General features: G+C 34.6%; 23 protein-coding genes. 11 read left to right on the top strand and 12 right to left on the bottom strand.

Features of this window, described 5'->3' with window-relative positions:
* Positions 1 to 276: 276 nt before the first annotated feature.
* The 3 genes from O9307_RS07090 to O9307_RS07080 are packed head-to-tail and all read right to left on the bottom strand — an operon-like array spanning position 277 to position 2,150.
* On the bottom strand, positions 277 to 621 hold the full coding sequence (locus O9307_RS07090) for a phage holin family protein (RefSeq protein ID WP_298296955.1): 345 nt from the start codon (positions 619 to 621) through the stop codon (positions 277 to 279).
* A gap of 45 nt (positions 622 to 666) precedes the next feature.
* Positions 667 to 1,425: an alpha/beta fold hydrolase gene (locus tag O9307_RS07085; RefSeq protein ID WP_298296952.1), complete on the bottom strand. Its 759-nt coding sequence runs from the start codon at positions 1,423 to 1,425 to the stop codon at positions 667 to 669.
* Positions 1,426 to 1,436: 11 nt separating this feature from the next.
* Entirely contained in the window at positions 1,437 to 2,150 is a 714-nt protein-coding gene (locus O9307_RS07080; protein ID WP_298296949.1) for a pyridoxine 5'-phosphate synthase, read from the bottom strand.
* 114 nt (positions 2,151 to 2,264) lie between these two features.
* On the opposite strand from O9307_RS07080, the gene O9307_RS07075 reads away from it, so the two are divergent.
* From O9307_RS07075 to murI, 8 genes are all read left to right on the top strand, one after another.
* Entirely contained in the window at positions 2,265 to 2,924 is a 660-nt protein-coding gene (locus O9307_RS07075; RefSeq protein ID WP_298296946.1) for a CBS domain-containing protein, read from the top strand.
* A 28-nt stretch (positions 2,925 to 2,952) separates the two neighbouring features.
* Positions 2,953 to 3,837 carry an NAD kinase gene (locus tag O9307_RS07070; protein WP_298296942.1) on the top strand — a complete coding sequence of 295 codons (885 nt, stop codon included), beginning with the start codon at positions 2,953 to 2,955 and terminating at the stop codon, positions 3,835 to 3,837.
* Positions 3,838 to 4,003: 166 nt separating this feature from the next.
* Complete coding sequence (locus O9307_RS07065) at positions 4,004 to 4,690, top strand: DUF6089 family protein (RefSeq protein WP_298296939.1); 687 nt, start codon at positions 4,004 to 4,006, stop codon at positions 4,688 to 4,690.
* A 2-nt stretch (positions 4,691 to 4,692) separates the two neighbouring features.
* Positions 4,693 to 5,433: an isoprenyl transferase gene (locus tag O9307_RS07060; RefSeq protein WP_064716363.1), complete on the top strand. Its 741-nt coding sequence runs from the start codon at positions 4,693 to 4,695 to the stop codon at positions 5,431 to 5,433.
* Positions 5,366 to 8,122 (top strand): POTRA domain-containing protein, encoded by a 2,757-nt coding sequence (locus O9307_RS07055; protein WP_298296934.1) that lies wholly within the window; start codon positions 5,366 to 5,368, stop codon positions 8,120 to 8,122. The genes O9307_RS07060 and O9307_RS07055 overlap by 68 nt, the downstream gene beginning before the upstream one ends.
* Positions 8,123 to 8,159: 37 nt before the next feature.
* Positions 8,160 to 9,200, top strand: coding sequence for an OmpH family outer membrane protein (locus O9307_RS07050; protein ID WP_298296931.1), 1,041 nt, complete (start codon positions 8,160 to 8,162; stop codon positions 9,198 to 9,200).
* Positions 9,201 to 9,220: 20 nt separating this feature from the next.
* On the top strand, positions 9,221 to 9,718 hold the full coding sequence (locus O9307_RS07045) for an OmpH family outer membrane protein (protein WP_298296928.1): 498 nt from the start codon (positions 9,221 to 9,223) through the stop codon (positions 9,716 to 9,718).
* Between the two features lie 85 nt (positions 9,719 to 9,803).
* Entirely contained in the window at positions 9,804 to 10,580 is a 777-nt protein-coding gene (gene murI, locus O9307_RS07040) for a glutamate racemase (RefSeq protein WP_298296925.1), read from the top strand.
* Positions 10,581 to 10,601: 21 nt separating this feature from the next.
* Here murI and O9307_RS07035 read toward each other — a convergent pair whose 3' ends face one another.
* Positions 10,602 to 11,120 carry a gamma carbonic anhydrase family protein gene (locus tag O9307_RS07035; RefSeq protein ID WP_064716359.1) on the bottom strand — a complete coding sequence of 173 codons (519 nt, stop codon included), beginning with the start codon at positions 11,118 to 11,120 and terminating at the stop codon, positions 10,602 to 10,604.
* A gap of 19 nt (positions 11,121 to 11,139) precedes the next feature.
* Complete coding sequence (locus O9307_RS07030; RefSeq protein WP_298296920.1) at positions 11,140 to 12,138, bottom strand: type IX secretion system membrane protein PorP/SprF; 999 nt, start codon at positions 12,136 to 12,138, stop codon at positions 11,140 to 11,142.
* Between the two features lie 157 nt (positions 12,139 to 12,295).
* Between O9307_RS07030 and O9307_RS07025 the strand changes: the two genes are divergently transcribed.
* The 3 genes from O9307_RS07025 (at position 12,296) to O9307_RS07015 (ending at position 14,689) form a co-directional block, all read left to right on the top strand.
* Positions 12,296 to 13,189, top strand: coding sequence for a NifU family protein (locus O9307_RS07025; protein ID WP_298296917.1), 894 nt, complete (start codon positions 12,296 to 12,298; stop codon positions 13,187 to 13,189).
* Between the two features lie 154 nt (positions 13,190 to 13,343).
* Complete coding sequence (locus O9307_RS07020) at positions 13,344 to 13,787, top strand: YtxH domain-containing protein (RefSeq protein ID WP_298296914.1); 444 nt, start codon at positions 13,344 to 13,346, stop codon at positions 13,785 to 13,787.
* 77 nt (positions 13,788 to 13,864) lie between these two features.
* Complete coding sequence (locus O9307_RS07015) at positions 13,865 to 14,689, top strand: mechanosensitive ion channel domain-containing protein (protein ID WP_298296911.1); 825 nt, start codon at positions 13,865 to 13,867, stop codon at positions 14,687 to 14,689.
* Positions 14,690 to 14,691: 2 nt separating this feature from the next.
* Here O9307_RS07015 and tsaB read toward each other — a convergent pair whose 3' ends face one another.
* The 7 genes from tsaB to O9307_RS06980 all read right to left on the bottom strand — a co-directional run bounded on the left by tsaB (position 14,692) and on the right by O9307_RS06980 (position 22,532).
* The gene (gene tsaB, locus O9307_RS07010; protein ID WP_298296908.1) at positions 14,692 to 15,357 is read right to left on the bottom strand and encodes a tRNA (adenosine(37)-N6)-threonylcarbamoyltransferase complex dimerization subunit type 1 TsaB; all 666 of its coding nucleotides are present in this window, start codon (positions 15,355 to 15,357) and stop codon (positions 14,692 to 14,694) included.
* 75 nt (positions 15,358 to 15,432) lie between these two features.
* Entirely contained in the window at positions 15,433 to 16,728 is a 1,296-nt protein-coding gene (locus O9307_RS07005) for an efflux RND transporter periplasmic adaptor subunit (RefSeq protein WP_298296905.1), read from the bottom strand.
* Between the two features lie 6 nt (positions 16,729 to 16,734).
* Positions 16,735 to 18,102: a TolC family protein gene (locus tag O9307_RS07000; RefSeq protein WP_298296903.1), complete on the bottom strand. Its 1,368-nt coding sequence runs from the start codon at positions 18,100 to 18,102 to the stop codon at positions 16,735 to 16,737.
* Positions 18,103 to 18,183: 81 nt separating this feature from the next.
* Complete coding sequence (locus O9307_RS06995; RefSeq protein ID WP_298296900.1) at positions 18,184 to 19,299, bottom strand: efflux RND transporter periplasmic adaptor subunit; 1,116 nt, start codon at positions 19,297 to 19,299, stop codon at positions 18,184 to 18,186.
* Positions 19,300 to 19,325: 26 nt separating this feature from the next.
* Positions 19,326 to 20,591, bottom strand: a complete 1,266-nt coding sequence (locus O9307_RS06990) for an ABC transporter permease (protein WP_298296897.1) — start codon at positions 20,589 to 20,591, stop codon at positions 19,326 to 19,328.
* 2 nt (positions 20,592 to 20,593) lie between these two features.
* Entirely contained in the window at positions 20,594 to 21,838 is a 1,245-nt protein-coding gene (locus O9307_RS06985) for an ABC transporter permease (RefSeq protein ID WP_298296894.1), read from the bottom strand.
* A complete protein-coding gene (locus tag O9307_RS06980; RefSeq protein WP_298296892.1) occupies positions 21,831 to 22,532 on the bottom strand; it encodes an ABC transporter ATP-binding protein in 702 nt (233 codons plus the stop codon). Before O9307_RS06980 ends, O9307_RS06985 begins: the two co-directional genes overlap by 8 nt.
* Positions 22,533 to 22,563: the final 31 nt, after the last annotated feature.

Raw genomic sequence — 22,563 nt, 5'->3', positions numbered from 1 at the left:
TTTTGGTTGTATATTAAAAATATTATTTATAAACTTAATGTTTTTTCAACACATTTTTTCAAAAGACAACAAATTTATTGGTTTAAATCCGTTCAATCTGTGTCATCTGTGGTCTATCAAAAGATGTGTCCAGACGGTAGGGCAGGAGTGGCATCCTTTTTGGTCTCGTTTTTTGAACGAGACCAAAAAGATATAGCGGATGACGGGACCAATGCCTACAAAAAAGCCTTTTGTTTCTGCTCCTTTGCAAAAAAATCGGATGGCGTTTTCTACAATTTATTTTTCCTTAATAAATATCCCATAAGCGATAGACTGCGAAATGGAAAGCACTAAACTAAAGAGCAAGGCTGTCCAAAAAGAATCGACTACAAATCCGCCAACAATTTTGGTGCATAAAACTATTACCAAACCATTGATAATTAAAAGAAAAAATCCGAAGGTTACAATGGTAAATGGTAGGGTTAGCACCACCATAATGGGTTTGATAAAAATATTGATAAGACCCAAAACGAATGCTACAATTAATGAGGTAACGAAACTTGCGACATGGACTCCTGAAATGATGTTGGAGAGTAACAAAACCAATCCTGCGGTGATAAAAAGGCGTAATATCATGTTCATAATTTGATGTGTTTAGGTTAGCTTAAAATAGAAAAATTATTGGTTTTATAAAAAATCAACACAAAACTGAAAAAAAAGTTCTGGATTCTCAGCATGCAACCAGTGACCTGCATTTGGAATGGTTTTCAATTGCATGTTGGGAAAATGATGCTGCATTTTTTCTAAATCTTGATCTAAAATATAGTTAGAATTCCCTCCACGAATAAAAAGCGTAGGCATCATTGCTACGGCATTTTCAGGTAAAGCTTTACCAATTTGGTCGATTTTTTGATTAAAAACGGGCAAATTGAAGCGGAAAGCTAATTGTCCTGGCTCTTGCCAATACAAACTTTTGAGCAAGAATTGTCGCGTGCCAAAATCTGAAACAAAAGTACTAAGAATGGCGTCTACCTCGTGTCTGCTTGGTTTTTGGGTAAAATCGACCGCATTTAAACCGGCCAATATATCTTGATGATGAGGCGTATAATATTTTGGACCTATATCGGCTACTATTAATTTTTGAATCAAATCTGGATAGGTGGTAGCTAATAACATGGTCACCTTTCCGCCCATCGAGTGACCGATGCTATCGATATTTGTTAAATTATTTGCTTTACAATAGTCATACACATCTTGTACCATCAATTCATAACTAAAGTCGTCTGAGTGAAAACTTCGTCCATGATTTCGTAAGTCTAAAAGATGTACTTCAAACCCTTTTGCTGCGAATTGTACTCCAAGGGTTTTCCAATTGTCTGACATGCCTAAAAATCCGTGAAGAATTAAAAGCGGTTTGCCTGAACCTTCTATTTTTGAGTGTAACATACCTAATTAAATTACTTTAACTTTTGCAAATACATATTAACGACATTATCTAATCCTAGATATATAGCTTCAGAAATTAAGGCGTGCCCAATAGATACTTCTAATAAGCCAGGAATATTCTGATTGAAAAACTGAATATTATCCAAACTCAAATCATGTCCTGCGTTGATCCCCAATCCAAGTTCATTGGCCAATTCGGCTGCTTTAATATAAGGCTCGATTCCTTTTTCGTTACCTAAACTGTATTCGTGCACAAAGGCTTCGGTATATAATTCAATTCTATCGGTTCCTGTTTTTTTTGCACCTTCGATCATGGCTTCAATTGGATCAACAAAAATAGAAGTTCGAATGCCGTTTCGCTGAAATTCTTGAATCACTTCGGTCAAATAAGACACGTTGGCTACGGTATCCCAACCCGCAGAAGAAGTGATCGCTCCAATAGCATCTGGAACCAAAGTCACTTGAGTTGGTTTACATTCTAATACCAAATCAATAAAATTATGTTGTGGGTTCCCTTCGATATTGTATTCTGTATATACAATTGATTTTAAATCCCGAGCATCTTGATAGCGAATGTGACGCTCATCTGGCCGAGGATGAATCGTAATGCCTTGTCCTCCAAATTTTTGAATATCGGCGGCTACTTGTAACAAATTAGGAACGTTTCCGCCTCTAGCATTACGCAAAGTAGCTATTTTGTTGATGTTTACACTTAATTTTGTCATGTTACCTTATATAATTAATACCAATACATTATTGAGGAAACAAAAATACAAAGTAAAACCTAGGACTTTTTGCCTTTTTTTGATTATTTTGCATGAAATATTTCGGAGAGAACGATGACAGAAATTTTAAATTACATCACCAACGATTATAAAGCCATTGATAGCCAAGAAACCATTATGGCCGTTCAGGACAATTTGTATGATATTCCGTTTTCGCACTTTCCTGTTCTAGAAGACGGCATCTATATTGGATGTATTATCAAAGATGATCTTGAAACCTTTGATGGAGACAAAAAAGTAACCGATTATCGCTTTACTTTGGAGCCTTTTTTTGCTAGAACTAAAATGATTTGGTTAGATGTGTTGGAAGTTTTTGCCAAAAACCACACTAATTTAGTTCCTGTTTTAGACGAAAACAACGCTTATGTGGGCTATTATGAAATAGAAGACATTATTAAGTTTTTTCACGAAACCCCTTTTTTAAAAGAACAAGGAGGCATTCTTGTGGTTCAAAAAGGAACTTTAGAATACTCTATGAGTCAAGTTGCCCAAATCGTAGAAAGCAACAATGGCAAACTTTTAGGCCTTTTTATTTCAGAAGCCAATGCTGAATACATTCAAGTTACGATTAAAATAAGCTTAGGAGCCATGAATGATATTATTCAAACCTTTCGTCGCTATAACTACGAAATCATTTCTGAACACCAAGAAGACAATTACATCAATAACCTAAAAGAACGATCCGATTACTTGGATAAATACCTTAGTATATAATATCACCCAAACGAATACTCCAAAAGTCATGAAAGTAGCCCTATACGGTCAATATTATTTAGTAAGCACAGAACCGATCATCAAAGACATTTTTGTTTTTTTTAATGAAAATCAAGTCGAAATGGTGATTGAAGCTACTTTTCTTGACATGTTATATGAAAAGAAAATCGTTAGAAAAGAATACAAAACATTTAGTTCGCATACCGAATTAGACAGTAGCTTCGACATGCTGATTAGCATTGGTGGCGATGGCACAATGCTCAGAGCAGTAACTTTGGTTCGCAATTCTGGCGTTCCTTTATTAGGGATAAACGCTGGCAGATTAGGTTTTTTGGCAAATGTTCAAAAAGAAAATATAGCTGCCTTTATGCAATTGGTTTTGGACAAAAAATACACCTTGTCTAAAAGAACCTTACTTAGCTTGTCTTGTTCTCCAGAAAACAAAACCATTCTTGATATCAACTTTGCTTTAAATGAAGTTACAGTTAGCCGTAAAGATTCCACTTCAATGATTACTATAGAAACGTATTTGAATGGGGAGTTTTTAAATTCCTATTGGGCAGATGGGTTGATTATTGCCACACCAACGGGAACCACTGGCTACTCTTTGAGTTGTGGCGGTCCCATTTTAACACCAGATGTAAAAAGTTTGGTCATTACTCCTATCGCCCCACACAACCTTAACGCTAGACCACTCGTTATTGCCGATGACACCGAAATTGTTCTTAGAGTTACCGGACGTGAGGATCAATACTTAGTTTCGCTCGACTCCAGAATCACCACGGTACAAAACGAATCCGTATTGACTATCAAAAAAACACCGTTTCAAATAAATATGATCGAAATCCAAGAAGAAACCTTCTTAAAAACCCTTCGCAATAAATTACTTTGGGGCGAAGATCGAAGAAACTAAGTTTATTTTAAACCTTTCTATACGATACCATTAGAATTTGTCGTTTTAACTATCCAAGGGCTGTAGCTGAACAAAAACTTATTTATTTATCAAAAAAGTAGACATTTGTGCTATGGAACGTTGATTAGTATTGAATATTATTATATTTGCACGCAATTTTATAAGTATGAAGAAATTCTTTTATTTGCTTTTAGTGACTTTTTCTTACGGAATTTCCTATTCTCAAATTCATGAAATAGGTCTTTTTGCAGGAGGAAGTAATTTTATTGGAGATGTAGGCGCCACCACTTACATTGCTCCAAACAAAGCAGCATTGGGTATTATATACAAATGGAACAAAAGCCCTAGACATGCTTATCGCTTTTCTTACACCCAATCAATGTTAGAATCGAATGACTCAAAATCAAAAGAAGGCAGTAGAATTCAACGAGGGTATTCCTTCACCAATACCATCAAAGAACTATCAGCTGGATTAGAATTCAATTTTTTTGATTTTAACTTACACGAAACTAAAACAAAAGTAACGCCCTATGTTTTTTCTGGGATCAATTATTTTTTTCATGACGAACTGTATGTCGATAACATTGGAGATACTTATAAAGAAAAAACTGGAAATTCCATTGCTATCCCTATGATTGTTGGCATAAAATCGAATCTATCCCGTAGGTTTATTATTGGATTAGAAGTCGGTGCTAGATATACATTCACAGACAATATAGACGGGAGCAATCCTGACACTACAACTTTACAACAAAATCGTTTTGGCAACATCAATAATAAGGACTGGTATGTTTTTTCGGGTTTAACATTAACCTATACTTTTGGTGAAAAACCATGCTATTGCGCATACTAATTATGGATTTACTACAACAAATAGATACAAAAAAATTACCCAAACACTTAGCCATCATCATGGATGGCAATGGGCGTTGGGCAAAAAAACAAGGTTTCTTAAGAGCTTTTGGTCACGAAAGCGGCACAAAATCTGTCAAAAAAATCATTCAAGCTAGTGCAGAATTGGGTATAAAAAACCTGACGCTTTATGCGTTTTCAACTGAAAATTGGAACCGACCAAAACTAGAAGTTGACACATTGATGAAAGTATTGATCAATGCATTAAAAAAAGAAGTCGATACCCTTCAAAATAACAACATCAAACTGAATGCCATTGGCAATCTTGAGTTGTTACCAAAGACTGCTCAAAACCAACTTTTGGAAGTAATTAACCTTACAAAGGACAATACATTAATGACACTGACCCTAGCCTTAAGCTACGGATCTAGAGAAGAATTAACAAATGCAGTAAGAATAATTAGCGAGAAAGTTAAAAATAATATAATTTCAATTGACACTATTGACGATTCAATTATAAATGAGCATCTTTACACGCATAATTTACCGGATGTAGATTTAGTAATACGTACCAGTGGTGAACACCGAATAAGCAATTTTCTTCTTTGGCAAATTGCTTATGCAGAACTCTACTTTACAGATATTTTATGGCCGGATTTTAAAGAACAAGATTTATATGAGGCAATCCTTAGTTATCAAAAAAGAGAACGTAGATTTGGAAAAACAAGTGAACAAATTAAATAAAATTTTAGTGTTACAAAAAAGTATAAAAATAGCCTTTACCCTACTCCTTTTTGGAAGTTTTTCACAAATAAAAGCGCAAGACCGTGTCCCTTTTGACCAAGGAAAGAAATACATACTGGCCAACGTAGACGTTACAGGGAAAATTAGTTTTAACAAACAAACCGTTGTTACTTTTTCTGGTTTAGAAAAAGGACAACAAATTACCGTACCAGGAGAAGAAATAAGTAGTGCCATCAAAAAATTAGGCAAACTAGGATTGTTTGATGAAATCACTTTTTATGTCAATAAAATTGAAAACGACAGCATTTTTCTTGAATTAAACATTCAAGAATTACCTAAATTGAAAGAGGTAAAATTTGTAGGCGTTAAGAAAAGTAAAACCGAAGCACTTATCAAAGACAACAACCTAAATAAAGGTAAAATTGTCAACGAAAACCTTATTACTACTACAAAAAATTACATAGAAAATAAGTATAAAAAAGATGGATTTTACAACACCAAAGTAGTGATTGTAAATACTCCTGCTGACTCCGCTACCAGCAACCAAGTCAATATGTTAATCAATGTTGACACTGGTACAAAAGTCAAAATCGCTAGCATTGATTTTGTTGGAAACAATAAATTATCCGACAAAACATTGAAGGCAGCAATGAAAGAAACAAAACAAAAGAAACTGACTCGAATTTTAAAGAAATCCAAATTCATTAAAGCAAAATACAAAGAAGATCTCGAAAAAGTAATTGCACTTTATAAAGAAAAAGGATATCGTGACGCACGAATCGTTTCAGATTCTGTATCCTATAACAAAGAACAAAATGCAATTAATATTAAGGTAAATGTAGAAGAAGGAAACAAATACTACTTTGGGAACATAAAATTCCTTGGAAATACCGTATACCCTGATCATTTATTATCACAAGTTTTGGGTATAAAAAAAGGAGAAACCTATAATGGTGTACTCCTTGAAAAACGTATCGCCGATAAATCTAAACCAGACAGCGAAGACATCACCAATTTATACCAAAACAATGGTTATTTGTTTTCAAACATTAATGCGGTAGAGGTCAAAACCGCTAACGATACGATTGATTTTGAAATTAGAGTAACAGAAGGACCAATTGCATATTTCAACAAAATATCAGTAGTTGGAAACGACAAAACTAATGATCGCGTTATTTATCGTGAATTAAGAACAAAACCTGGCGAAAAGTATAGCAAAGATGAATTGGTTCGTACCATTCGAGAAATTGGACAATTAGGCTTTTTCGACCCTGAAGCGATTGATCCTAAATTTAAAAATGTTGATGCCGGCGCAGGAACTGTAGATATTGAATACCATTTAGTAGAAAAAGGCGCCAGTCAAATCGAATTACAAGGAGGTTATGGTGGCGGAGGTTTCATTGGAACCTTAGGGCTATCATTCAACAACTTCTCAGCAAGAAATATGTTCAAAAAAGATGCTTACAAACCATTACCTATGGGAGATGGTCAAAAAGTATCCCTTCGTTTGCAAGCCAGTACTTTTTTCCAAACGTACAGTGTTTCATTCTCAGAACCTTGGTTTGGCGGAAAAAAACCGGTTTCTTTTAGTTCATCACTCTCTTATAGCAAGCAGTTTTTGCAAAGTTTCTCTACTGGAAACGCAAGGGTTGATAGAAGCAAAAGTTTTAACATCTTATCGCTTTCTGTTGGAATCTCAAAACGTCTTAGTGAACCAGATGATTTCACCTATTTATCACATGCTATCAGTTTTCAAAGTTATGATTTGAATAATTACTTTACAGGATTGTTTAGCTTCGGAAATGGCTATTCTAACAACCTAGCTTATACAATAGGAATTACACACACCAACAAAGGTTTCAATCCTATTTTCCCAACCTATGGATCAGAATTTAGTTTATCTGCTAAATTCACTCCACCCTATTCCTTATTCAATGGAGTAGATTATAAAAATTTAGGAGAATTAAAAGAAAACAAATACGTTTATGATGGAAGCATTGGCGACTCATACGTAGGAGATAACGGAATAATAGTCAACAAAGGAGATTACGTTGAGGCAATACCCACGCAAAACACTAGACCAAATAGTGTAACTGATTATAAAGACGCAGCAGCAGATCCTGCTAAAGTAGATCAGCAAAAATTTAATTGGTTAGAATACTATAAAGTAAAATTCAAAGCAGATTGGTATACTAAAGTATATGGAAAATTCGTTTTAAGAACTTTGGGAGAATTTGGTTTCATGGGAGCTTACAATCAAAACAGAGGACTGGTTCCTTTTGAGCGTTTCTTCTTAGGTGGTGATGGTATGCAGAATTTTGCCATGGATGGTAGAGAAACTATCCAGTTGAGAGGTTATCCTAACAATTCATTAACCCCTCTAGTAAATGGTTCGCAAGACGGAGCTACAGTTTATAATAAATTTTCAATGGAGCTACGTTATCCAATAACATTAAAAGCATCGGCCTCGATTTATGCTTTAGCGTTTATGGAAGCTGGATCATCATATGTAAATTTCAAAAACTATAATCCTTTCGATTTAAGTCGTTCGGCTGGTTTTGGATTACGTGTTTTCATGCCTGCATTTGGCCTATTAGGAATCGATTTTGGTCATGGATTTGACCCAATTCCAGGACAAACCAAAGCTAATGGTTGGGAAACCCACTTCATTATTGGTCAGCAATTCTAGAATTATTGAAACTAACCACATTCAACACTATAAAGTTATGAGAAAACATATTTTATTTATATTTTTATCCCTTTTTGTAGTTGCAATTGGTAATGCTCAGTCCAAAGGGCCGAAAATTGGGTACATCGATATGGAGTACATTTTACAAAATGTAAACGGTTATATTGACGCAACCAATCAATTAGAAGTCAAAGCGCAAGCTTGGAAACAAGAAATTGAAGTTAAAAAGAGTGAAATTAAAAAATTAAAAGACGCGCTAATCGTTGAAAAAGCCTTACTAACAAGAGAATTAATAGAGGAAAGAGAAGCTGAAATTAAATTTCTTGATACCGAATTGTTAGAATATCAACAAAAAAGGTTTGGAGCTAATGGCGATTATATTTATCAAAAAAGTTCTTTATCAAAACCAGTTCAAGATCAAGTTTTTACTGTCGTACAAGATATTGCGGAACGACTAAAATTTGATTTTATATTTGACAAAAGCTCTGATATGACCATGCTTTTTGCAGCAAAAAGATTCGACATTAGTGATCAGGTATTACGAAAGTTAAACAATACCGAGAAAAGAGAAAAACTAAGCAAAAAACAGCAAGAAGCTGAACAAGCAAAAGAAAAAATTCAAGAAGCTCTAGACGAAAATCCAGAGTTAAACGAACGTCAATTACAATTAGAAGCCAAAAAAGCAGCAAAAGAAAAAGCACTTGCAGAACGCATACAATTGCAAGAACAAAAAAGAAAAGATTTCGAAGATAATAGACGTAGAATAAAAGAAGAAAGAGAAGCTAAAAAAAATGGCACAGTTTCTGCAACCACTGAAAAAGTAACAACTGAGAAGATTAAAACAGAAAAAGCAGGCACAACTGTAAAAGATGAGACTGCAACGACAACAAAAAATAATGCTGAAATTGAACGAGAAAGAATTGCTACCGAAAGAGCCAAATCAGTAGAAGCTAAAAAACAAGAAATCGCTGATCGTAAAAAAGCATTAGAAGAAAAAAGAAAGAAGATACTAGAAGAAAGAGAAGCACAAAGAAAAGCCAAAGAAGAACAATTAAAACAAAAAACAAACGGAAATTAATTACTAAATTTTTTAAAACAATGAAACAAATCAAAACTTTATTAATTGCAGCAATGGTGGTATTGGGAGCAAATACAATGAATGCTCAAGCAAAGGTTGCACATGTAAATGTTGGTGAAATTATGACTAAAATGCCAGCTATGTTAGACGCTCAAAAACAATTAGACAAATTGAGCACTACTTATGATGCTGAGTACAAAAAAATGGTTACTGAATATCAAGATTTATTAAAAAAATACGAAGCTGAAGCAAAAACTGTAACAGATGCTGTAAATGAAACTCGTGGTAAAGAAGTGCAAGACATGCAACAACGTATTGTAGCTTACAGAGATAATGCTCAAAAAGAATTACAACAAAAAGAATCAGACATTACAAAACCATTATATGATAAAGTAAGAGCATCTATTCAAAAAATTGGAAAAGCAAAAGGAATCCAATACATTTTAGATGGAGCTTCTCTTTTATTAGCTGATGGCCCAGACTTGACAGCTGATGTTAAAAAAGACTTAGGATTCTAAGAAACAACTAACTTATATAGTACAACTGCTCCTTTCTTTTGATCGGAGCAGTTTTTTTTTGAACAATTTATTTAACTTTGTTGCTATGAATAACAATCAACCCATAGGCGTTTTTGATTCTGGAATTGGCGGCACTTCTATTTGGAAAGCTATCCATCATTTGCTTCCTAACGAACAAACGATTTATTTAGCCGATAGTAAGAATGCTCCTTATGGACAAAAGTCTAAAGAGGAAATCGTAGCATTGAGCATAAAAAACACAGAACTCTTACTAGAAATGGGATCTAAACTTATAGTCGTAGCTTGTAATACAGCCACCACTAATGCCATACGAGAATTAAGAGCAAAATACAACATTCCTTTTATAGGTATAGAACCAGCCATCAAACCTGCGGCTACACATTCTAAAACTCAAACCATTGGTATTCTCGCCACTCAAGGCACTTTAAACAGTGAATTATTCAACAAAACGGTCGAAAGGTATCAAGACACCAAAATCATTGAACAAATTGGTCACGGATTAGTCCAATTAATTGAAAGCGGCAACATCGACTCTGTGGAAATGAATCAATTGCTTACTGAATATCTTACCCCAATGATTGCGGCAAATATTGATTATCTAGTTTTAGGCTGTAGTCATTATCCGTATTTGATTCCACAGATAAAAAAAATAGTACCTCCTCATATCCAAATAATTGATTCTGGAGAAGCAGTTGCAAAACAAACACAAAATGTTTTGAAAGAAAAAGTAGGACTTTCGAGTTTAACGGAAAGTCATCCTATGTTTTATACGAATACAGATCCAAAAGTCCTTTCTGATATTTTAGATAATAAGTATCAAGTTCTCCGTAAAGATTTTTAGTTTAAAAAAGGGATTTAATAATTAGTTTTCTTCTTTAAACCAGCTTGAGTACATGACGTAATTATTAGAAATACGTTCGATTTCGCCAGCAAAATCAGATTGATCAATATCTTTTACTTTTTTGGCAGGAACTCCAGCAAAAATTGTCCCGGATGGTACGATTGTATTTTGTGTAATTACGGACCCCGCTGCAACGATAGCATTACTCTCAATCACACAATTATCCATCACAATGGCTCCCATTCCGATTAAAACATTGTCATGAATCGTACATCCATGAACAATTGCATTGTGACCAATTGAGACATTATTACCTATCACCGTTGGATGCTTTTGGTAAGTACAATGAATCACTGCACCATCTTGAATATTGACTTTATTCCCTATCGAAATTGAATTAACATCACCTCTCACCACAGCATTGAACCAAACACTACAAGATTCCCCAAAAGAAACCTCTCCTACAATAGTGGCATTTTCGGCAACATAACAATCAGTTGGGATTTTGGGAGATTTCCCATTTACAGATTTAATCAACATAACTTGGTATTTGAAGGAATTAATTAATTGCAGGACAATTACAATCGTACTTTTCTCGTTTACAAAACAGGTTCAACCCTAAAGTAATTTGATGATAACCTCCATTATCAAAGCGAACAGCTCCTGTAACTTGAGAATAGGTGTACGCTATCATAAAATTTTTATAATTCACACCAACTATAGGACTAAAAAACTGTAATTTTTGAGAGGCAACGCTATTATTATTGATGTATTCGGCGCCATCCAAACTTCTTCTATACGACAATCCTCCCCATATACTTCCAAAATCGAGGTTTTTATAGGCCTTTAAATTCACATCAATTGTTTTTTCTTGTGTCTTTTCTGTTAATTGAAACAAAACAGAAGGCTCCCACAGTACCTTCTCTTTATTTCCAAAAACATAACCTGCACTCAATAAATATTTCCTCAAATTGTCACTTTCGTAGACACTGTAAATTTCTCGTCTAGTCTCAACTACATTTTTAATTGTTCCATGAGCGTAGAAATTCAAGTAATTATACGATACCCCAAAGTCAAAATTTAAATACGAATCTCTTTGAACTATAGTTCCATTAATGTTAGGGTCAAAATCTCCAGAATTCAAAAACTCGGTTTCATCCAACTGACTTTGTATTACTCCAGCACTCAATCCGAAAGACAATTGATTCAAATCTATTTCATCACGAGAGAATAACAAATGATATGCGTATGAAACTTTCAATCCTTTTTGAGAATGGTATCCATTTTTATCGTTAAAAACAATAATCCCAGCTCCAGCTCTATCTGAAACACGTCCATTAAAGCTCAACGTTTGCAATTGTGGGGCATCATCTTGACCAAACCATTGTTTCCTTGCAGTCAAACGTATTTTGTCACAATTAGAAGCGCCAGCCATGGAAGGGTGAATTAGATAATAATTATCGGATAAATAATCAGAATAAACAGGTACTCCTTCTTGCGCATTAGCAAACCCTATCACAAAAAGAACTAGACTTAAAAGTTTAAATTTTATATACATTTAGTAATACTATTAATGAAATCGATAGACCAAAAACAAGACAAATGGTTGAAGTTTATACTTATTATTCCTGTTTATTATTAATTAATCTTATAAAAAACCAAATATAGGTATTAGTAGAAAATAACTTTAGTAATTTTGCGAAAAATAATAAGTCATGACAAAAATAACTATAAAGGAAACCCAAAATCCAACGATATTGAAATTTGAATTTCCTGATTTCATTACACAAAATGAAAACTACGAATTCAAGAACATTGATGAGACAAAAAATGCTCCATTGGCGCAACAATTATTTTATTTGCCATTCGTAAAAACCGTATACATTTCGGGGAATTTCATTGCAATCGAACGCTTTAGCATTGTAGAATGGGACGATGTAAAAGAGGCCGTTGCAGAACAAATTGAGAAATTTGTAAATGACGGAGGAACAATCCTAACGGTTGATGAAAACAGAAGCAAAAAACAACCTATCACGGTTTATGGAGAAACGACTCCAAACCCAGCTGCACTGAAATTTGTTGTTAGCAGAATGCTTACAAAAACACCTATCGAATATAAAAATATTGACCAGACTTCTTCTTCACCTTTAGCTCAAGAATTATTTAAATTCCCTTATGTAAAAGAAGTTTTCATCGATGAGAATTATGTTTCGGTAACAAAATACGAAATCAACGACTGGCAAGAAATTACCTTAGAACTAAGAACTTTCATCAAACAATTCATTGAAAATGGAGGAACAGTTATCGACGAATCGCTTTTGGATATTGCATTAAAAGACGAAAAAGTAAAAGATCAAAACTTTGATAACCTAGACGAGACTTCACAAAAGATAATAAACATCTTAGAGGAATATGTAAAACCCGCAGTAGCTGCTGATGGTGGAAATATTGTTTTTGATTCTTATGACGACCAAACCGACACTGTAAAAGTAATGATGCAAGGAGCTTGCAATGGATGTCCTTCTTCAACTTTCACTTTAAAAAGTGGAATCGAAAATATGCTAAAAAGCATGTTGAATAATGAAAATATAAAAGTAGAAGCAGTATAAAGCTCTTCAATTTTAACTAAAGCGTCTCAACAGAGGCGCTTTTTTATTTACAAAATATATAAATAGTTAATTTTCAGTTACTTTAAAAACAACAACGAAAGATTTTTATAAAAAATTGTTTATCATTGTGTACTAATTTTAACTATCAAACACCATGGGAATCACATCATTTTTTAAAAATCTATTTGGATCAGCAAAAGAATCCGCAACAGAGGTAGCCAAAGAAGCAGAATCCACTTTTGATGAAGTAAAAGAAGCTGCGGCACCTCACATCAACAATGCCATTAAATTTGCTGATGAATCCATAGAAACGGTAAAAGAAACCGCTGCGCCATACCTTGAAAAAGCAGAGAAATTAGTTGATGAAACTATTGATAAAGTTACTACAGCCGCTGCTCCTGTTATTGAAAAAGCAGAAGAGTATGCCAATCAAGCCAAAGAAACCATCAGTGAATATGCTGATAAAGCTGAAACAGCTATAGGAGACTTGGTTGATCAAGTAAAAGAAAAAACTTCAGCAGCAACAGAGAAAGCAGCAGAAGATGTAACCGAAAAAGCGGAAGAAGTTAAAAAAGACGTAGATGATACTACTAAATAAATTCTAAAAAATTGTACTTTTGCATATCACCAAACCTTCTCATTGAGAAGGTTTTTTAAATTAAAAATACAGGTATTATGGAAGTAAACCCAAACCAATTAACCAATTACGCTTCGCTACTTTGGAATGCAGTTCTTGATTATTCTCCAAAAATCATATCTGCATTTGTAATTCTAATTGTCGGTATTTACGCTATCCGATTAATCACTCGGTTGATCAAAAAAATAATGGTAAAAAGAGATTTAGACCCTACACTCACAAAATTTTTAGCTGATATTCTGATTTGGGCATTGCGAATCCTTTTGTTTATCGCTTTCATATCGAAGCTTGGCGTAGAAACCTCTTCTTTTGTTGCTATCTTAGGAGCTATGGGATTGGCCGTTGGTTTATCACTTCAAGGCTCTCTTTCTAATTTTGCGGGAGGAATGTTGATTATTCTTTTTAAACCCTTCAAAGTTGGCGATACTATCGAAGCTCAAGGTCAGATTGCTACGGTCTTAGAAATTCAAATTTTTGTAACCAAACTAGTGACCGCAAACAATCAAACCATTTTTATCCCCAATGGAATTTTATCCAACGGGACTATTATCAATTATTCGACACAAGGACAACGCAGAGCTGACTTGACCATCGCTATTTCGTATGAAACAGATATTAAGAAAGCTAAAGAAATTATAGCAGAAGTTATGCGAAGCAACCCAAAAGTATTGACTACCCCTGCACCAGAAGTTGGCGTGAAAAACTTAACTGATAACGCCATTCAACTAGCGGTGCGCCCTTGGGCTAAAAATGAAGATTTTGGCGCAGTATTTTCAGAAACATTAGAAAATTGTAAATTGGCTTTTGATGCTGCTGGTATTACAATACAACCTTATGTTAGGGAATCTTCAATTCAAAACTAAGATTACTTTTTGGTAGTAATCATAAAATCTTTCAAGTAAAAAGGTTCAAAATAAGCGACATCTACGGTGTCGCTTTTTTGATATTTCTCAAAACTCAAAGCACTCATTTCTTTAGCAGAAGGATACTGAATCCCTTCTAAAAAAACAAAATTGGGAGCGGAAAGTACCGTTTTACATTTTCCATTGCAATCCCCAATAAAATAGAGGGTCTCTTTACTATCGGCAAACGAATTTTCGGTAATTACTTCGGCTTGAATGGCTCTCTTCTGCTCATAATTGGCATCAAAAATAGCACTGTATACTTCCATTCTTCTGGCATCAATCATTGGAACTATAAAACCATCGGGTTGCTTTACTTGTCTAGCTAAAGTTTGTAAGGTATCAATCGCAATCAACGGTATATCCAAAGCATAACATAAGCCCTTGGCCGCCGAAACACCAATTCGTAATCCCGTATAGGACCCAGGCCCTTGACTCACAGCAATGGCACTGAGGTCTTGAAATGCAATTCCTGCTTCTTGAATTATTTCTTCAATAAAAACGTGTAAGCGTTCGGCATGAGAATAGCCTTCTTCTGACATTTCTTTGCATAAAAGTGTACTTCCATCTTTAGCCAAAGACACGGAACAATTCTTAGTAGCTGTTTCAATATTTAATAAGTATGCCAAAACGTAAATTGTATAAACTTAAAAAATCACAATCTTTTTTACGATTGTGATTTTTTAAGTTGTTAGACTATTATTTTATTTCTTTCCTTCTTTTGCATTGTCTGTTTTCAAAGAGACTTTGTCGCCAGAATTGAGCTCTTTAGAAACCGTTGTGTAAGGCCCTGTAATGACCACATCTCCTTTTTTCAATCCCGAAAGTACCTCAATATTGGTATCATCCTGAATACCGGTTTTGATCACTCTAATTTTTGCTTTATTGCCAACTTTTACAAAAACACATTCGAATTTTTTATCACTTTTCGGTTTTGATTTTTCGTCATTAGGATCCTCCACTTTAATTTCTTTTACCGCAGTCGTATCTGATTTTACCACAACTGAACTAATTGGCACAGTTAAGATATTCGATTTAGTATTGGTAATAATATCAACTGTAGCAGTCATTCCAGGTCTAAAAGGGGAATAAGTACTTGGCTTACCTTCTAATAAATCTTGATAAGACTCTTTCAAAATTCTAACTTTTACTTTAAAGTTAGTCACCTGATCAGCCGTTAAAGTGGAACTCGCCGAATTTGAAATACTAGTCACTACCCCTTTGAATTGCTTTTTCAAATAGGCGTCTACTTCTACGTTCGCTTTGTCACCAACCTTTATTTTTACAATGTCATTTTCGTTTACATCTACTTCAACCTCCATATTGTTCAAATTGGCTACGCGTAAAATCTCGGTTCCTGCCATTTGTTGCGTTCCCAAAACACGTTCTCCTAATTCTACATTCAATACAGAAATAGTACCATCAGCAGGCGCATAAATAGTGGTTCTGCCTAAGTTATCTTTGGCTTCAAGCACTGTAGCAGAAGCACTCTGTACGTTGTAGTAAGCGTTTTGTTTATTGGCTTTGGCTACTTCAAAAGAGGCCACCGCTTTGTCCCAATCTGCTCTTGAGATAATACCTTTATCATATAGGGATTTATTTCGGTCATAATTGGCTTTGGCTTCTTTGTAAGAAGCTTCAGATTGGTTTAAACCTGCTTTGGTTCCTGACAAGTTGGATACTGTTCTGTTGTAACTAGAGGTGTATAAATCTGGATTTATTTTAACCAATAAATCTCCTTTTTTCACCACTTGTCCCTCTTTTACATTCAATGCAATAATTTCCCCAGATACTTCAGAAGATATTTTAACTTCAATTTCGGGTTGAATTTTTCCAGTAGCAGAAACGGTTTCTACAATGGTAGATGCAGCCACATTGGCAATTTCAATTTCGGTTCCTTTATCTTTATTTCCAATTACTCCCGATTTAGAAAGCCCTATTAAGGTTCCTATTAAGACAACGGCAACGGCTAAAAGTATATAAATAGTTTTCTTAGACATAATGTATTAGTTTTTTATGATTGGAATTCCAAAATAGAATTCAAGTATTTTAATTTTAAAGATATAGTCGTATTTGGTTCGGATTACTTCAGATTGAGCATTGGTCAACAACGTTTGTGCTTGATTAAAATCGAAAGAATTCATCATCCCCACCGCATAACGCTCTTTAGCATAATTGAAAGCCTCTTGTCTAGATTCTAATGAAACAATAGCAGATTCATGTGTTTTTAAAGCACCTTTAGCATCGGTAAACGCAGTATACACATTTCTTTGTAAATCTAATTCTTGTTGTTCTAAAGCAATTTTAGATTTTTCTAAATTAACTTTGTTGCGCTCAACATTATTTTTAACTGACCAACCATTAAAAATTGGAATTGATAATTGTGCACCAAATGCTTGTCCTTTATTATCTCTAAACTGATCCCAAAAAGGCAACGCTGGTTTAGTAACTGGATTTCCATTTTGGTCTAGCCCAACTCTATCAGCATAGGCAATCCTTGTATTGTAATTATAAAATCCTTGCACAGTTGGTTGAAAAGCTCCTTTGGCAATGGCCAAATCTTTTTGAGCTACTTCTAAATTTGCTTTTGCAATTTTCAACTCGGTTCTTGATTCTTTTGCCTTATCATAGATAGCTGTAGCAGGTTGTGCCAAAATATTATTTTCATCTTTGATGTTTTCATTATCAACAACATCAAAATCATAAAACTCCTTCAACTGTAACAATTGTGCCAAACTTAGTTTTGAAATCAATAAAGCGTTTTCTGCTGTGATCACATTTTGCTTATTGGTCGCAACATTTGCTTTAATGTCCAAAACATCTCCTCTTGGAATTGACCCGGCTTTAACAAGTTCTTCAGAACGTGCCAATTGCTTTTCACTAATCGCCAATTGCTCATTTTGCACTTTTAAATTTTCTTTGTTAAACAAAATTTGTAAAAAGGCATTCGCAACATTTAACGCAATATCTTCTTGCATTTTAAGCAACTGGTATTTTGAAGCTACAATAGCCAAATTTGCTCTATGCAATGTATTTTGATTTTGTAAGCCTTTATAAATATCAATTCCTAATGTTCCACCTACAGAAGTAAACTGAGTGGTTTGATTTCGCAATAAACCGGTGGTAATATCCTGGTTCAAACCAATATTCCATGAATGTGAAGTATTAGCATTTAGAGAAGGAATAAAATTTCCTACTGCCCCTTTTTTATTAATTTCGGCAGTTTTGATATCCAGCGCGGTGTTTTTGATAGAAATATTATTTTCTATTGCATATTTTACACACTCTTCTAAAGTCCAGGTTTTAGTTTGTGCCGTTCCAACAACGGAAGCGAACAAAAAGAACACTAAACTTAAATAATTATTTTTTTTCATAAATCGGGAATGAAAGTGCAACAAATATACTGCACAAATTTAACATTTTTTCAAAATTAGCAACTAGTTTGTAGGGCTTAATTACGGCTTGGGCTCTTCGGTTAACAATCCTTGATTCCATACTTTTATCTTGTCTGTAGCCTTAATTCCGCTTTTTATCTGAACATAAATTCCATCGCTTACACCCAAAACCAAATCTTTACGAACAAATTTTTGTGGTCCTGTTTGGACTTCAACATAAGGTTTCTGAGTTTTTTTATCAAATTGGACTAACGCTTCTTTGATAGCCAAAACTTTATCGGCTTTTTCCAAAATAATAGAAGCGTTTGCGCTTAATCCTGCTCTAATAAAGGTGTTATCGCGATTGGTCATTTTGGCTTTGATTTCAAATTGAATCGCGCCATTTTCGGTTTTTCCTTTTGGAGCAATGTAATTCAAAACCGCATCGAATTTTTTGTTTTCGATAGCACCAACCGTAATCTCAATTGGCAAATTTTCTTTTATTTTACCCACTTCAGATTCGTCGATTTTTCCAACAAAAATCATTCTTCCTACATCGGCTACACTTGCAATAGTCGTTCCTTCATTGAAATTGTTACTTTCAATAACTTGATTTCCTACTTTTACTGGAACATCTAGCACCATTCCGTTAACGGTAGAACGAATTAAGGTATTTGCGTAATTGCCCATTCCAGAAGTAGTTCCTGTTTTTACGATATCGTTGCTTTTTTTAGCTGCAACATAGTTTTGTTTTGCTTGTTTATATGCTACTTGAGCAGCGTCAAAATCATTAGCAGAAATCACACCTTTGTCGAATAATGTTTTTTGTCTTTGGAATAATTTTTCTTGGTTATCCAAATCTATTTTTGCCGTTTGCACTTGATTTTGAGTGTTATTCAAAGTAGAAACATTCGCTACTACTTTAATTTTAGCAATCAAATCGCCAGCTTTAATCGTTTCACCAGCTTTAATGTATACTTCTTCAATAATCCCAGAAATATTTGGCTTAATCAACACCTCTTCATCAGGAACGATATTACCTGTAGCGATAGTTGTTTTTACAATAGTTTTATTTTCTGTTTTATCGGTTTGAAAAACTACCGGTGGCTCCTGATTTTTAGTATACAAGTAGTACAAAGCGCCAAAAAAAACTAGTGCTATTACGACTAATACGGTTATAGTAATTCCTTTTTTCATTGTAAATATGGTTATTCGGTTATTATTTATTCGGTTCTTAATGCATCTACAGGTTTTACACGAATGGCAGTTTGCGCTGGAATAAATCCTGCAAGTAATCCTGAGCCAATCAAAATAAGTAGCGCAAAAAACACTACTGCTAAATCTACACTTGGATTCGCAAACATCATATCATCACTCGGCATGCTATCCAAAACAAAATTCAAGCCCCACAATACTCCCGTTGCCAATGCAATACCAAACATTCCTGCCATAATAGTCAAGAAAATAGCTTCGGTTAATATTTGTGTTCTTATGGCTCCGGGAGTAGCTCCAAGAGCTCTTCGTATTCCAATTTCTTTGGTTCGTTCTTTTACTACAATTAGCATAATATTAGAAATTCCTATCACACCAGAAAGCAATACCAAAGTACCCACGAAATAAGCAATGAATCTCAAAATAGCAAAGAGACTTTGTACTTTACTAAACTCTGCATACAAGTCAAAATTACCAATAGCACGATCGTCAGCCGGATTTATGGAGTGTCTCCCTTTCATAAACTCCAAGATTTTCGGCTTTAAATCCGTAATTGAAGCGCCATCATTCGCCGTTAGTGCCATCCAACCAACCGTATCTCCAAAATTGAAAGCTTGCTGAAAAGTCGTAAAAGGAATGAAGATTTTTTTCTGTTCTTCCTCTCCTCCACCTCTATTGTTGGACTTTGATTTATACACACCAACAATCATAAAGTTGACTCCATTGATTTTTATATATGTCCCAATTACTTCTTCAACTGGAGTATATAGTTCTTTGATAACCCCTTGACCTATAACTGCAACTTTTCGCTTTAAGGTAATATCTTGTTGGTTCAAAAATCGCCCTTTTGGAATATCCATAGGCTCTTGATTTATCAACTCTGGATAATCCCCGTAAATAGTATAAGCCGCTGTTTTAGTACCGCGAACCACATTATTTGCTCCCTCAAAACCACCTAACTGATTTCGTGGTGAAACATACAACAAATCAGGAAAATTCTCTTTTAGCGCAGCAACATCAGCATTTTTAAAATTAAATTTTCGGTTAGCCGGTAACCCTTTATAAGGTTTTGAAGCGGTTTGTGACCACATAAACATTGTATTGGTTGCAATACCATCAAAGCCTTTTTTTACTCCGTTTTCTAAACCATTTCCAGCAGCAAGCAAGATTACCAAAATAAAAATCCCCCAAAACACACCAAAAGCCGTCAGAATAGTTCGGAACGTATTGGCCGTCAATGCTTCTAAAATCTCATTCCATTTATCTCTATCAAACATAATTATTCGTCTCTAAGTGCTACAATAGGTTTGATTTTTGCTGCATGATAGGCTGGAAAAAAACCTGCCATTGCGCCAGCGAATACTAATAAAATTAAGGTAGTAATCGCTACCCCAAAATCTACTTCAGGATTTAAAAAATAGTCACTTTTCACGTAAGGCCCAACCAATTCAAGCAATAATAAACTGGATAATAAACCTATAAAACCTGCAATTGTGGTAATAAAAATAGACTCGTGTAATATCATCCCAACAATAGAAATGGGCGATGCGCCAAGTGCTTTTCTAATTCCAATCTCTTTAGTACGCTCTTTTACAATAATCAGCATAATATTACTAACCCCAACTACTCCTGCTATAATGGTACAAATTCCTACCCACCAAAAAAATAGACGGATGTACAAATTCAAATCATAAAATTGTTTAGCATTTTCGATAGAATTATTAATACCTATGGCACTTTCATCATCTGGAGCAACAGTGTTTTTACTTCTTAATAACTGCCCAAGTTCCTTTGTAAATTCGGTTGATTGCGCCAAAGCTTCTTCATAAGTAGCTTTTTTGTTAAGTGTAAATTGCATGTTACTAATCTTGTCACCAACACTAAAAGCCTTTTGAGTAGTAGTTATTGGTAAATAAATTCTTGATTCTTCGCGTTCTCCCGAAGGATCCGTAAACACCCCAACAACCTTAAAGTTCACATTATTGATTATGATTTCCTCACCGATAGAATTTTTATCTTTAAACAAATCCAACTTAACTTTCTGACCAATTGCAGCGACTTTTTCGTTGTGCAACAAATCATTTTCGTTGATAAAGCGTCCGCTTACAATGGTGGCATTTTCTAAAGCTAAGTAATCAGGATAAATTCCTCTGAATTGATAATTACCCGTTTCTTTTCCGTAGACAATAACGCCATTCCAATAGGAATAGACCGCCGATCTTCGATCCAGTTTATCGTCAAATTTGGTAACGGCCAAGTCGTAATCACTATTTCTGAACTGCACTTCTCTTCCGGGATTTAGTCCCTTATATTCTTTGGTTGTGGTACCCGTCCAAACTTCAATTATTCCTTCTGCATCACGTTCGAATTGTTTCGCAATTCCGTTTTGCAATCCTTTACCTGCGCCAAGGAGAATGACCAAAATGAAGATACCAGATGCCACAGAAATTCCCGTCAAGAAAGTTCTCAACTTGTTCTTGGCAATCGCCTCGAATATTTCCTGCCAGCGTTCTGTATTAAACATAAGAAGAAGCTCTTACTTGTTCTACTAATTTATCATCTATAATCAATCCGTCTTTTAAGACTACATTTCGCTTGCACATTGCAGCAATATCTGGTTCGTGAGTTACAATTAGAATGGTTTTTCCTTCATCATTAATTCCTTGGATTAGCTCCATAACCTCATAAGATGTTTTGGTGTCTAATGCTCCTGTTGGTTCATCTGCTAATAATACTTTTGGATTTGAAGCCAAAGCTCTAGCTATTGCAACCCTTTGCTTTTGCCCCCCAGAAAGTTCATTCGGTAAATGATGCGAGTGACTATCTAGACCTACTTTCTTCAAATAAGCCATAGCAATTTCGTTACGCTCTTTTCGTTTTACCCCTTGATAATACAAAGGCATTGCTACATTATCTAAAGCCGTTTTGTAATTAATCAAATTAAAGGATTGAAAAACAAAACCTAGAAACTTATTACGGTATCTAGAAGCAATAGTCTCATTCAGATTTTTTATAGATACATTATCCAAAACATAACTTCCGCTATCTGCCTCATCTAATATACCTAAGATATTGAGCAAGGTCGATTTACCTGAACCAGAAGAACCCATTATGGCTACCAACTCTCCTTCTTGTATATTGAAATTAATTCCTTTAAGCACATGTAAGGAAGAAGAACCCATCTTGTAGGATTTATGCAAGTCTTTAATTTCAATCATACTAAAAAAATTATGGCATTAATGGAATTTA

The organism is Flavobacterium sp., from assembly GCF_027531905.1.
In the GTDB taxonomy this organism is placed as follows: domain Bacteria; phylum Bacteroidota; class Bacteroidia; order Flavobacteriales; family Flavobacteriaceae; genus Flavobacterium.
Note: the sequence above shows the minus strand (reverse complement) of the source record. Positions and strands in the feature narration are given on the sequence as shown.

What these genes read in the sequence shown, in the direction of transcription:
- O9307_RS07090 (WP_298296955.1), bottom strand. Translation starts at nt 621, where the DNA reads ATGAACATGATATTACGCCTTTTTATCACCGCAGGATTGGTTTTGTTA.
- O9307_RS07085 (WP_298296952.1), bottom strand. Translation starts at nt 1,425, where the DNA reads ATGTTACACTCAAAAATAGAAGGTTCAGGCAAACCGCTTTTAATTCTT.
- O9307_RS07080 (WP_298296949.1), bottom strand. Translation starts at nt 2,150, where the DNA reads ATGACAAAATTAAGTGTAAACATCAACAAAATAGCTACTTTGCGTAAT.
- O9307_RS07075 (WP_298296946.1), top strand. Translation starts at nt 2,265, where the DNA reads ATGACAGAAATTTTAAATTACATCACCAACGATTATAAAGCCATTGAT.
- O9307_RS07070 (WP_298296942.1), top strand. Translation starts at nt 2,953, where the DNA reads ATGAAAGTAGCCCTATACGGTCAATATTATTTAGTAAGCACAGAACCG.
- O9307_RS07065 (WP_298296939.1), top strand. Translation starts at nt 4,004, where the DNA reads ATGAAGAAATTCTTTTATTTGCTTTTAGTGACTTTTTCTTACGGAATT.
- O9307_RS07060 (WP_064716363.1), top strand. Translation starts at nt 4,693, where the DNA reads ATGGATTTACTACAACAAATAGATACAAAAAAATTACCCAAACACTTA.
- O9307_RS07055 (WP_298296934.1), top strand. Translation starts at nt 5,366, where the DNA reads ATGAGGCAATCCTTAGTTATCAAAAAAGAGAACGTAGATTTGGAAAAA.
- O9307_RS07050 (WP_298296931.1), top strand. Translation starts at nt 8,160, where the DNA reads ATGAGAAAACATATTTTATTTATATTTTTATCCCTTTTTGTAGTTGCA.
- O9307_RS07045 (WP_298296928.1), top strand. Translation starts at nt 9,221, where the DNA reads ATGAAACAAATCAAAACTTTATTAATTGCAGCAATGGTGGTATTGGGA.
- murI (WP_298296925.1), top strand. Translation starts at nt 9,804, where the DNA reads ATGAATAACAATCAACCCATAGGCGTTTTTGATTCTGGAATTGGCGGC.
- O9307_RS07035 (WP_064716359.1), bottom strand. Translation starts at nt 11,120, where the DNA reads ATGTTGATTAAATCTGTAAATGGGAAATCTCCCAAAATCCCAACTGAT.
- O9307_RS07030 (WP_298296920.1), bottom strand. Translation starts at nt 12,138, where the DNA reads ATGTATATAAAATTTAAACTTTTAAGTCTAGTTCTTTTTGTGATAGGG.
- O9307_RS07025 (WP_298296917.1), top strand. Translation starts at nt 12,296, where the DNA reads ATGACAAAAATAACTATAAAGGAAACCCAAAATCCAACGATATTGAAA.
- O9307_RS07020 (WP_298296914.1), top strand. Translation starts at nt 13,344, where the DNA reads ATGGGAATCACATCATTTTTTAAAAATCTATTTGGATCAGCAAAAGAA.
- O9307_RS07015 (WP_298296911.1), top strand. Translation starts at nt 13,865, where the DNA reads ATGGAAGTAAACCCAAACCAATTAACCAATTACGCTTCGCTACTTTGG.
- O9307_RS07005 (WP_298296905.1), bottom strand. Translation starts at nt 16,728, where the DNA reads ATGTCTAAGAAAACTATTTATATACTTTTAGCCGTTGCCGTTGTCTTA.
- O9307_RS07000 (WP_298296903.1), bottom strand. Translation starts at nt 18,102, where the DNA reads ATGAAAAAAAATAATTATTTAAGTTTAGTGTTCTTTTTGTTCGCTTCC.
- O9307_RS06995 (WP_298296900.1), bottom strand. Translation starts at nt 19,299, where the DNA reads ATGAAAAAAGGAATTACTATAACCGTATTAGTCGTAATAGCACTAGTT.
- O9307_RS06990 (WP_298296897.1), bottom strand. Translation starts at nt 20,591, where the DNA reads ATGTTTGATAGAGATAAATGGAATGAGATTTTAGAAGCATTGACGGCC.
- O9307_RS06985 (WP_298296894.1), bottom strand. Translation starts at nt 21,838, where the DNA reads ATGTTTAATACAGAACGCTGGCAGGAAATATTCGAGGCGATTGCCAAG.
- O9307_RS06980 (WP_298296892.1), bottom strand. Translation starts at nt 22,532, where the DNA reads ATGATTGAAATTAAAGACTTGCATAAATCCTACAAGATGGGTTCTTCT.